This is a genomic window from Streptococcus sp. GMD6S, assembly GCF_000297015.1.
The window spans coordinates 1-10,409 of record NZ_AJRH01000047.1 but is presented as its reverse complement, the minus strand read 5'-3'; the positions used below and the strand labels follow the sequence as shown (position 1 = coordinate 10,409).

Genomic DNA, 10,409 nt, shown 5'->3' with positions numbered 1-10,409 from the left:
CTCGCTTGAATCTGAGCTTCTACGATAGCTAACTGCTCTTCCCTCAATTTTTTCAGTTCCTTGAGCTGGTCCATGTCCAAATCTCCATATCCAGAGACCTGAGCATCCGCATTTTTGTAGGAGGTCAACTCTAGTTGGATATCATCTATCGCTGCTTGTAACTTCTTGATGCTGGGGATGATAATCTCTGTAAAAAGACCCTTCCCAGCTGTGTAGGCTGCTCCTGTCAGCTCACCTGAGTCTAAAGAGGAAATCAGGTGGTCACATCCACTAGATAAGCGGTCCGTGACTTCATTTGCGACCTGGAGATTGTTAGTCATAGCTTGAATCAATTCTTGGGATTCTTGTGCGCTGTATTTTACTCCCATGGTAGCCGATTCCTTTCTGATATCAGTTCTTCTCTAGCTTCATCGAAAGACCGACGAGCCTTCTTCGTTTGTTTTCCCAATTCATCCAGTTCCTCATCTACATAAGAGTTGATCTGTCGTTGAATGGTTCTATTATCACTTTCGATTTGCTCTATCACTTGACGAGAACTAGGCGAGATAGCTAATAGAGTCGCCATACGATGGTGGATACTCTGGATTTCTGAGTGAAAGTGAGTTACCTGCTGTTCATATTGTCTTTTTAGAGTCTGAAGACTTTCTTCTTTATCGTCAATCTTGACAATTTCTCGCCAAAGTTTGTAGCGTTTTTCTTCGTTCTTATCTGCCATTTTTAATGTTCCCATCTCTTAGCCAGCTCTACGTCGCGTTTTTCAATCTTATGAGCAATTTCTGGAAACTTATTTGCTTGGGTCAAAACAGCCGAGCTGAAATCACTGACCGCCTGAAGCATTTGATTGCAGGCCTGACGTCCAGCTTCCATCCCAGCAATTTCAGAAGTATATGAAAATTCTACTTGCTGATTTTGCTTCTTGCTCGTGTCATACCCGACCAATTCATTAATAGCTGCCTCTGCTGCTATCGTGCTAGATTTTATCTTTCCACCCATACTTCAAACTCCCTTTATTCATTGTATATTGACCATATCATAACACAAAAATAGTACGATTTCAAAACAAATCCTAAGGGCAAGTGAGCTCATCTCCTTAGAGTAAACTCTATCGCTCAGTGAATGAGTTTGACAAAGACGCCACTAGTGATTTTGGAGACCCGTTTTCTGATGCCTTATAGTTTGAGTAGTCTTATTAGCAAGGCTTGTTCACCTCTCGTGAGAAACAGAAAAAGACAAGCCCTAGAAAAATTCCTAGGGCTTGTCTTATGTGTCAAAATGAGCTACGTTTTTACTGACTCCTACAACTCTGTCCGATTTTCAATGGCTCGTAAGAGTGTGACTTCGTCCGCATACTCGATATCTGCTCCCACGGCTAGTCCTCGTGCTAGGCGAGTGACCTTGATACCAGCTGGCTTGAGCAAACGAGAGAGATACATCGATGTCGCTTCCCCATCCGCTGTCGCATTGGTTGCCACAATCACCTCTGAAACCTCACTATCCATGAGACGGGTCATGAGACTCTTGAGGTTGATATCGTCTGGGCTGATGCCATTCATCGGAGAAATGAGGCCGTGCAAGACATGATAGAGTCCGTGGTATTCTTGGATGTTTTCCATAGCAGCCACATCGCGACTATCCTCTAGCACCAAGATGGTTGTCTGATCTCGAGTCGGATCTGTACAGATTGAGCAGGGGTCATCATCCGTCAGGCGGCCACAGATGGAACAATAGGTTAATTCCCGCTTGGCAGATAGGAGATTTTTGGCAAATTCATTGACATCGTCATCAGACATTCCAATGGTATAGAAGGCGAGGCGGGTAGCCGTTTTAATCCCGATACCTGGTAACTTTGAATAGCTATCAATCAGCTTGGCAATAGGTGTTGGATACAGCATAAGTTCCTTTCTAATTCATTGGATGGTGTTGGTGATAAAGATTGATAATGTCGCGTGCAATAGAAGGTCCGACACCGTTTGTAAGGTTGGTGTTATGAGGAAAGACGACTGCGACTGCGATTTGAGGATTTTCGGTCGGCGCATAGGCGACTGCGTTAGTATTGTTGGCTTTTTGACCGCCATTAACGTAACTTTCGGCAGTACCCGTTTTCCCACTGATGGAAACGGCTGCGCCATTTGAAAAGGCACGACCAGTTGTCAGAGCACTCGTTCCATGCGAAACTTGATAGAAACCTTGCTGCAAGATAGCCATATCTGATTCTGAGATATTGACCTTGTTTAGTTCCTTAGTGGCTGTTTCTTGAACCAGACTACCTAAGCCACCTTGGTCATTGTTTCCATAAATCCCCTCGACAATGTGAGGTGCAATCCGAACACCGTTGTTGGCAATAGTTCCAACGTACTGGGCCAATTGCATTGGGGTGTAGTTATCAAACTGACCAAATGCATTGGTAATGTAATTAGCGAAATTATACTCTTTTGGAATAAAACCAGTTGACTCATCTGGAAGGTCAATGCCTGTTGAGGCTCCAAGACCATATTCCGCAAATGTCGAACGAAGTTTCCCCATAGCGGATTCTAAATTGTTAGTTAAAACAAACATATTGGGTTGATAGGTCTGACCCATAATGCCCAAAGCCGTTTGAACCATGTAGGCATTAGAAGAATACTCCAAGGCTTCCACAGCTGTAATCGGGAATGAACCGTAGGCCTGAGTATACCAAGAATTAATTGGAGCTGAACCTTGGAAGACAATCGGTTGGTCTGTCAAGGTCTGATTCCCTGATAAGACTCCATTCTCCCAACCAGAGCTGATGGTCGCCGCCTTAACGACCGAACCGGGTACAAAGACATCGGTTACTGTTCCAAGCGAATCTGAACTTAATTTACCGGATTCGACATCATGCTTGACACCCGACATCGCCAGAACTGCACCGGTTTTAGGATTAAGAGCTACAGCGTAGACTCCTTCAGAGTACTTTGCTCCACCGTTACCCAACTCTGAGTTGAAGTAGCTCTTGAGTAGGTCGTCCACACCATTCTGGAAAGCTAGGTCAATCGTTAACTTGATGTTGTTTCCTTTACTTCCTTCTTCGACATTTTCCACACTTTCCATATTTCCGTGTTTGTCGAGGTGGATTTCTTTGACGGAGCGTTTGCCTTGAAGAACATCTTCATATTGCTTTTCAAGATAGGAAGTTCCCACTCGGTCATTGAGAGAATACCCTTTTTTGAGATAGGCATCAACTTCCTCTGCTGGAAGTCCTGACTTTTCATTTGAAACGCTACCGACGATTGTCGATAAAGATGTATCCAGTACTTTACGATCCCATGAGGTTGAAATGCTGATACCTGGTAATTCCTTGGACGCTGATGCAACGAGAGCAACTTGGGTATCATCTAAGGCATCCGTAGAAATGGTTCCCGTTGCAAAATTTTCAACAGCATTGAGCTGACTAAAGAGATAGATTTCCTTTTTCTGGTCATCTGTATAATTAAGTTGACTCACGTCAATGCTTTCAACCGCATTATTGTAAAGTGTCGCTTCCGATAAGCGGTTCCCATCTGAATCCAGGCGTTTATCGCTTGGCAAGGATTCGACTGTTTTTTTGTAAATATCCTGGTCCGCCAAGTAGTAGTCTGCAATCTGTCGATCTGTCAGATCAGGGGAGGTTACATTTACATATGTGAGAAGTTTCTTGGCTGTCTCCTTCAATTCAGCCGCCGTCATTTTATTGTTTCGTGTGAAAGAAACAACCTGCTTGACAGTGTTTTCTACCAAGGGTTTCCCTGCCGCATCATAGATCTGTCCACGAGCTGAACTAGTTGTTACCCTTGTTTGGCTGGCTGAGGCCAATTTTGTTTCATAAAAATCCTTATTGAGCACCTGCATGTATAACAATCGACCAATAATGGCCATAAAGAGCAGGATGACAATCGCAAATAGTAAATTAAGCCGAATCGGAATCGAATGGCTATTAAATTTTCTCATACAACTAAGACTCTTTTCTAGAAAAATTCCCGATTTCCACCTTTATTTTCCCTAAAATAATAGAGCAAACAGGTGAAGCTCAGTACATTTCATTGTACCATATTTTACGGAGAAACTCTTGGAAAAGTCGAAGCATTTTTTGACTTTTAATTGAAAATGCCTTTTTATTTGGTTATCCTATTTTCTATGATATAATGATAGTGATAGTTAGGAAAGCGTTAACTTTTAAGACTTTGACTCATAAAAAGGAGCCTCATGAACAAGCCAGATATCGCAACCATAATCGACCTCCATTTTGAAGAATTAACCGAGCTCGAGCAAGAAATCGCTCGCTATTTTTTGCAAGCTGAAACAATCCAAGATGATCTCTCTTCTCAGCAAGTTACCCAGAAATTACATATCTCCCAAGCAGCCTTGACCCGCTTTGCCAAAAAGTGTGGTTTTACAGGCTACCGAGAGTTCGTCTTTCAATACCAGCATCAGGCTAGTAAACCGGACACTCATTCGCACAAACACAGTCCTTTGACCAAACGTGTTTTGCGAAGCTACACTATCATGCGAGAACAAACTCAGGATTTGATTGACGAAGAACAACTGGAACGCGTTGCCCAATTAATCGATGACGCTGAACGAGTTTACTTTTTCGGGACGGGAAGTTCTGGTCTGATTGCCCGTGAGATGAAATTGCGCTTTATGCGATTAGGTGTTGTCTGCGAAGCTTTGACCGATCAGGATGGCTTTGCTTGGACGACCAGTATCATGGATGAAAACTGTCTGGTACTTGGCTTTTCTCTATCAGGCACTACCCAATCCGTCCTCGATAGTTTGTTGGATGCCAAGGAAATGGGTGCCAAGACCATTCTCTTTACCAGCGCTCCAAACAAAAACAGTCAGGCCTATACCGAAACAGTCCTTGTCGCAAGTCATAATCAATCTTCTTACATCCAGCGTATTTCCGCTCAACTCCCTATGCTCATTTTAATAGATTTGATTTATGCCTACTTTTTAGAAATCAATCGCGAGAGCAAGGAAAAAATCTTTAATAGTTATTGGGAAAATAAAAAACTCAATGGCTATCGTAGACAAAAACGCGTTAGAAAATCCTAGTTTGGTTGAACCAAACTAGGATTGTTTTGTCTTGAAATGGTAATAGGCTCCCAACATCCCTGCTGTATTTTGGTGATGGGCAAATTCTAATCGTAAAATACAACGAGCTATTCTCCAGAAGTATGTTCTATAAGATTATAGTTTAATGCAAAGTGTAGCGATGTAGTCATTTCCATAACGTGACAAGCGATGTCTTTTGTCACACGATTCATAAAAATCGATCATAGCGAGACCGTTTTTTAGTTGTCCTCTAATCTGACTTTCTAAGGTATGGCTAAATTCATATCCATATTCTGGATTGATGGTGATTTTGCCTTCCTCTTCAAGCTCTCTTGAATTAAAAGGGATTGAAAACTTTAAAAGTAATTCCTCATCGGGTTTGTCCCATACAGTGTCAGCATCATACATGTAGATCCAGGGATTCATAAATCCGACCATTAAGAGTCCACCCTTTTTCAATACGCGAGAGGCTTCTTTATACATGATACATGTTTTCTAAATCTTCTATATATACATTTGAAACCGGATTAAAAATAATATCAAAAGTTTCATTTTCAAATGGAAATGGTTTTGTCATATCGCCTTGAACGGTATTGATTTTTAAGCCTTCTCTTTTGGCAACCATTTCATCTCTTTCTAATTGTGATTTAGAAAAATCCATGATGGTGACATCATAACCTTTTGCAGCAAAAACGGGACCCTGCTGGCCACCACCACAAGCTAACCCTAATATCTTTTTTCCCTTGGCTTTTTCAAACCATTCTGTCGGAACTTTTTTCCCCACAGTTAAGGCGACAGAAATTGGATGCTTTCTAGCTTCTTCTAATTCTTCATGTGTCAATGGCTCAGTATAGTCGTTTTTTACATTATTCCATCTATCTTCATTTAATTTTATATAATTACTCATCTTACAATCTCCTCGTAATTTTATATGATTTCGATTTAAGTTGGATGTGTTGCCACACTTCTCTCACCTCTAGAAATTCTAATTTATCAATTTTTCGTCCATCTCATTATATCATTTTTCCACATTTTCCCATTTAGTCAAGCTAAATATCAATTAAATGGATGATAGAATTGCTCTCGCCTTAACTTCTTATGCAAGGTAGTTATTTTCTCCTAGTTTCTCACGATTACCTCCTTTGGCTCAAATTTTTCAATAAAAAAAGAATTAAGCAAAACAGTTTTCACTCAAGTAGTGATTCAGTGTTTTTCTTAATTCTATAGCTCCAAACTAGGATTGTTTTGTCTTGATACTCTTCGAAAATCAAATTCAAACCACGTCAGCTTCACCTTGCCGTACTCAAGTACTGCCTACGGCTAGCTTCCTACTTTGCTCTTTGATTTTCATTGAGTATAAAATGATAATAGGCACCCAACATCCCTGCTGTATTTTGGTGATGGGCAAATTCTAATCGTGTTTTTTCAGCTAGGCTTGGTACCAAGGCGGCCTTCAAGGCTGCGCGAATCTTCGGTTTGAGGATAGCTTCTTGCCCCATGATACCGCCACCGAGAATGACCACTTCTGGATTGGCAACGTAGCAAATATTTGCCAGACCTTTCCCAAGGTAGTCTACCATGCGGTCAATACCAGCCATACAAATCTTGTTTCCTTCAGTAGCTTCCTTGAAAATGCGTCGGCCATTCCACTGATCAACTGAGTCTCCATGAGCTGCTGCTACATACTCCACCAAGGCTGTCGTAGAGGCAAGATCTTGGAAAGCTCCATCCTGCATATGCATATAACCGACTTCGCAGGCTGAGTTGCTAAATCCATGAAAGACTTTCCCATCCATAATCAAGCAACCACCGATACCTGTTCCAATGGTCAAGCAAAGTGTCACACTCGCTCCCTTGCCTGAACCAGATACGGCCTCAGCCAGACCTGCACAGTTGACATCATTCTCAATCTCACAAGGAATATCAAAGCTCGTCTCGATTTCCTTCTTGAACTGGGTTCCTGCATAGTTAGGGATTTGCGGTCCGGCATAGAAAATCTCACCCTTGTCTGGATCCACCATCCCAGCAGAAGAAATGGCAACACCTGCTACTGGGCCTTTTTCTAGATAACTGGCTACGATATCTTTTGTCTTTTGTAAGATATGGGGTCCACCCTTATGCGCCTCAGTTGGCATTTCATGCGATTCAACAAGTTGGCCTTCTTGGTCGATCAAACCATATTTGATGTTGGTTCCACCGATATCAATTGCAACGTAGTGTGTCATAATTACCTCCTTATAGATTAGAGGAAGCGCTCCTTGGTTTCACGAATCAAGGCTGCAGCTGCTTCTACAACTGGACGATCTTCTTCAGTCACTGGTGTCAATGGCGAACGAACTGATCCAATGTTAAGTCCCTCATTGATTTTCAAGACTTCTTTGATGACACCGTACATATTTCCATGTGCAGATGTGAGTTTGCCAATGATTGCATTGATAGCGTATTGCAATTCACGCGCTGTCTCCAAGTCTTTCTCAGCAATCAACTCATTGAGTTTCAAGAAGAGTTCTGGCATCGCACCATAAGTACCACCGATACCAGCCTTAGCACCCATGAGGCGTCCTCCTAGGAACTGTTCGTCTGGACCATTAAAGACGATGCGATCATCACCACCAAGGCTGACAAAGGTTTGGATATCTTGAACTGGCATAGAAGAGTTCTTAACACCGATAACACGTGGATTCTTCAACATTTCAGTATAAAGGCTTGGAGTCAAAGCAACACCTGCCAATTGAGGAATGTTATAAATCACGTAGTCTGTGTTTGGTGCTGCAGCACTAATGTCATTCCAGTATTTAGCAACTGAGTACTCAGGCAAGCGGAAGTAAATTGGTGGGATTGTTGCGATAGCATCTACTCCCAAACGTTCCGCATGGCGAGCAAGTTCCATACTATCCTTTGTATTATTGCAAGCAACGTGAGCAATGATAGTCAATTTTCCTTTGGCAACTGCCATGACTTCTTCCAAAATCAACTTGCGGTCTGCCACACTTTGGTAGATACATTCACCAGAAGAACCGTTGACATAGAGACCTTGAACTCCCTTATCAATGAAGTATTGGACCAAGTCGCGCGTACGCTCTGGACTGACTTCTCCTTGATCATCATAACATGCGTAGAAGGCTGGAATGACACCTTCGTATTTTTTCAAATCTGACATAGATTTTCTCCTAAGATTTCTTTTTTTCTGCTGAGAGCAGTTCTATTTTTACAAGTTTAGTATACACCTTGTGAAAATCGCTTTCAATATCTTGTATACACTTAGATTTTAGTTTCTACTTGTATTTTAGAAACTGTAACGATTGAAAGTAGTTTCAGAAACAAGCCATCCTACTGGTATTTGGCGAAGATTTTCTCCATCAAACCTGCTTGGAGAAAGACTAGCAAACCAAAACCAAAGAGGATAAAGGCTGACCCACCCAAAAGGAGAGTGAAGGCGGATAGATAAAGAACCATCACAATGAGAAAGAGAGTGGCTAACATGAGGAAGAACCATGGAAAGTTAAAACTTGCTAGGATAAGCCCTTTTTGCAACACTTCTTTCCAAGACAAATCATAGCGCGCAGCAATGGGATAACTAGCCAGCATCACCAGAGTGAGGAAGATGAGAATCCCCAAACAAATAGCTTTCACAATCTGGAAAGGCAAAGCTGTCTGACCCCAGAAGAGATAGAGGTCTAGAAGGCTTAATGACACAATGCCCAACTCTAACAGACCTAACTGAAGCCCCAGTTTCAGATTTTGCTTGAAAGCTCTTAGATAAGTTCTAAAGACTGGTACCCGTCTGCTTCTCTTAATCTCAAACATGGTCTCATAAAGGCTGATTTTCGCCACTCCAATCGTCACGATGGGCAAACAAGAGACGACAAAAAGAAGATTGACTGTCACAATATCCAAGACCTTCTCACTGAAACGCATGAGAAAATTATCTGTATCAAATGCTGCCTTGATAAGGTTTACTCCTTTTTGTGCCATGTTTGCTCCTCCTGATTCTTTTAATCAATCAAAATTTTAAAGAGATACTTGCGAACCTTTTCTTCCATCCCTGCGTAGCCATTTGGCTGGTGAGGTTCTCCTGGGAAGAAAATCGCAAAATTGTGATAACCCAGCAAGAGTGGGTATTTTTCATGACAATGGACAAAGCCAATGTCACTCGCTTCGTCGAATGCTACTGCCTCATCTTTGATACGTGAACCGTAGCTCGAATATTCATGTCCTTCTACCAGCAAATGCAAGTCTGCATAGTTCTTATGATGCTCAAATTGATCATTTTCAGCTTGATTGAGGACATTTTCCTGCACAACTAGAAAGACCTTGTCCCCGTCAATCTCATACTTGCCGAGTTCGAAAGAATCCTTACGGTGCTGGTAGAGATAGTCGATAGCCTTATCTAGATTGGGATGGATTCCCTTGTAAAAGGCGATGTTTTTCAAATCGTCAAAAATCATACTGTTTCCTTCGTTTCTGATAATTACTAGTTTTCAGTTCCGAATTATCCTTTCTCTATTTCCCAGTAATAGTGCGGACGGAAGCAAATTCCTAATTTTTGAGCCTTTTGCTCTTTCATCGTCAGTCTCAAAAATTCCGTCTAAGATAAGCGTTAATTGCTTATCTTAGATACCACTAAAGCGGGAAATAGTTGCCATAAAACGAACCTACTCTAACTAGTATCATGAAAAGAGTTCATTCTTAAGTTTATAAGTGTCTGACAAAACTTCACGAAGCAACTGCACACTCTCCATTTTGTAGACACTTATAACTCTATATTCTCTTATACTCAATGAAAATCGAAGAACAAACTAGGAAGCCAACCGCAGGCAATACTTAAGTATGGCAAGGTGATACTAAAGTAGTTTGAATTCGATTTTCGCAAGGTCTTAACCTTTGACAGCTCCCATAGTGATCCCTTGAGTGAAGGATTTTTGGAAGACAAGGAAGACGGTTACGATTGGCACGGCTGCAAGAGCTGCACCTGCCATGATCAAACCATAGTTGGTTGCCATTTCGGCCTGCATGGTCGCAACCCCGAGTGAGATGGTCAAGTTTTGACGTGAAGTCAACATAACCAACTGCATAAAGTAGTCGTTCCAAGTATTGATGAAGGTAAAAATCGCAAGAGCTGCAAATCCTGGTTTCACAATAGGGAAGGCTACGCTCCAGAAGGTACGAATCTCACCACAACCGTCGATTTTAGCTGATTCAAGCAATTCTGTTGGGATGTTTTCGCTGAACTGTTTCATGAGGAAGACCCCAAATGGCCATCCAATCAAAGGCAAGATAACTGCCCAAAGAGTATCGTGAATTCCCATGAAGTTGACGATACGTACCAATGGTACAAGGACAACTTGTTTTGGAAG

10 protein-coding genes and 2 pseudogenes are annotated in these 10,409 nt (G+C 41.9%); 1 reads left to right on the top strand and 11 read right to left on the bottom strand.

Annotated elements, in window-relative coordinates; all coding sequences use genetic code 11:
- The 5 genes and pseudogenes from GMD6S_RS07140 to pbp2b form a co-directional block, all read right to left on the bottom strand.
- Positions 1–368: pseudogene (locus GMD6S_RS07140) on the bottom strand (virulence protein); the annotation flags it as partial.
- Positions 359–730: a hypothetical protein gene (locus GMD6S_RS07135; RefSeq protein ID WP_227743429.1), complete on the bottom strand. Its 372-nt coding sequence runs from the start codon at positions 728–730 to the stop codon at positions 359–361. The gene GMD6S_RS07135 and the pseudogene GMD6S_RS07140, both read right to left, overlap by 10 nt.
- Positions 718–993 (bottom strand): TIGR04197 family type VII secretion effector, encoded by a 276-nt coding sequence (locus tag GMD6S_RS07130; protein ID WP_000509001.1) that lies wholly within the window; start codon positions 991–993, stop codon positions 718–720. The genes GMD6S_RS07135 and GMD6S_RS07130 overlap by 13 nt, the downstream gene beginning before the upstream one ends.
- Before the next feature lie 302 nt (positions 994–1,295).
- Positions 1,296–1,892 (bottom strand): recombination mediator RecR, encoded by a 597-nt coding sequence (gene recR / locus GMD6S_RS07125; RefSeq protein WP_000966754.1) that lies wholly within the window; start codon positions 1,890–1,892, stop codon positions 1,296–1,298.
- A gap of 10 nt (positions 1,893–1,902) precedes the next feature.
- On the bottom strand, positions 1,903–3,945 hold the full coding sequence (gene pbp2b, locus GMD6S_RS07120) for a penicillin-binding protein PBP2B (protein ID WP_001224836.1): 2,043 nt from the start codon (positions 3,943–3,945) through the stop codon (positions 1,903–1,905).
- 255 nt (positions 3,946–4,200) lie between these two features.
- Here pbp2b and GMD6S_RS07115 point away from each other — a divergent pair, with 255 nt between their 5' ends.
- A complete protein-coding gene (locus tag GMD6S_RS07115; RefSeq protein WP_001039480.1) occupies positions 4,201–5,052 on the top strand; it encodes a MurR/RpiR family transcriptional regulator in 852 nt (283 codons plus the stop codon).
- Positions 5,053–5,187: 135 nt separating this feature from the next.
- Here the strand turns inward: GMD6S_RS07115 and GMD6S_RS07110 are convergent.
- From GMD6S_RS07110 to GMD6S_RS07085, 6 genes and pseudogenes are all read right to left on the bottom strand, one after another.
- Positions 5,188–5,959, bottom strand: a pseudogene (locus tag GMD6S_RS07110) (class I SAM-dependent methyltransferase).
- 421 nt (positions 5,960–6,380) lie between these two features.
- Positions 6,381–7,277 (bottom strand): ROK family protein, encoded by an 897-nt coding sequence (locus tag GMD6S_RS07105; protein WP_000150249.1) that lies wholly within the window; start codon positions 7,275–7,277, stop codon positions 6,381–6,383.
- Positions 7,278–7,294: 17 nt separating this feature from the next.
- Complete coding sequence (locus tag GMD6S_RS07100; RefSeq protein ID WP_001281515.1) at positions 7,295–8,212, bottom strand: dihydrodipicolinate synthase family protein; 918 nt, start codon at positions 8,210–8,212, stop codon at positions 7,295–7,297.
- A 170-nt stretch (positions 8,213–8,382) separates the two neighbouring features.
- Entirely contained in the window at positions 8,383–9,027 is a 645-nt protein-coding gene (locus tag GMD6S_RS07095; protein ID WP_000057468.1) for a YesL family protein, read from the bottom strand.
- Positions 9,028–9,047: 20 nt separating this feature from the next.
- Positions 9,048–9,500: a YhcH/YjgK/YiaL family protein gene (locus GMD6S_RS07090; protein ID WP_000575429.1), complete on the bottom strand. Its 453-nt coding sequence runs from the start codon at positions 9,498–9,500 to the stop codon at positions 9,048–9,050.
- Positions 9,501–9,929: 429 nt separating this feature from the next.
- On the bottom strand, positions 9,930–10,409 hold a 480-nt coding region (locus GMD6S_RS07085), incomplete at its 5' end, for a carbohydrate ABC transporter permease (RefSeq protein ID WP_000685647.1).

What these genes read in the sequence shown, in the direction of transcription:
- GMD6S_RS07135 (WP_227743429.1), bottom strand. Translation starts at nt 730, where the DNA reads ATGGGAACATTAAAAATGGCAGATAAGAACGAAGAAAAACGCTACAAA.
- GMD6S_RS07130 (WP_000509001.1), bottom strand. Translation starts at nt 993, where the DNA reads ATGGGTGGAAAGATAAAATCTAGCACGATAGCAGCAGAGGCAGCTATT.
- recR (WP_000966754.1), bottom strand. Translation starts at nt 1,892, where the DNA reads ATGCTGTATCCAACACCTATTGCCAAGCTGATTGATAGCTATTCAAAG.
- pbp2b (WP_001224836.1), bottom strand. Translation starts at nt 3,945, where the DNA reads ATGAGAAAATTTAATAGCCATTCGATTCCGATTCGGCTTAATTTACTA.
- GMD6S_RS07115 (WP_001039480.1), top strand. Translation starts at nt 4,201, where the DNA reads ATGAACAAGCCAGATATCGCAACCATAATCGACCTCCATTTTGAAGAA.
- GMD6S_RS07105 (WP_000150249.1), bottom strand. Translation starts at nt 7,277, where the DNA reads ATGACACACTACGTTGCAATTGATATCGGTGGAACCAACATCAAATAT.
- GMD6S_RS07100 (WP_001281515.1), bottom strand. Translation starts at nt 8,212, where the DNA reads ATGTCAGATTTGAAAAAATACGAAGGTGTCATTCCAGCCTTCTACGCA.
- GMD6S_RS07095 (WP_000057468.1), bottom strand. Translation starts at nt 9,027, where the DNA reads ATGGCACAAAAAGGAGTAAACCTTATCAAGGCAGCATTTGATACAGAT.
- GMD6S_RS07090 (WP_000575429.1), bottom strand. Translation starts at nt 9,500, where the DNA reads ATGATTTTTGACGATTTGAAAAACATCGCCTTTTACAAGGGAATCCAT.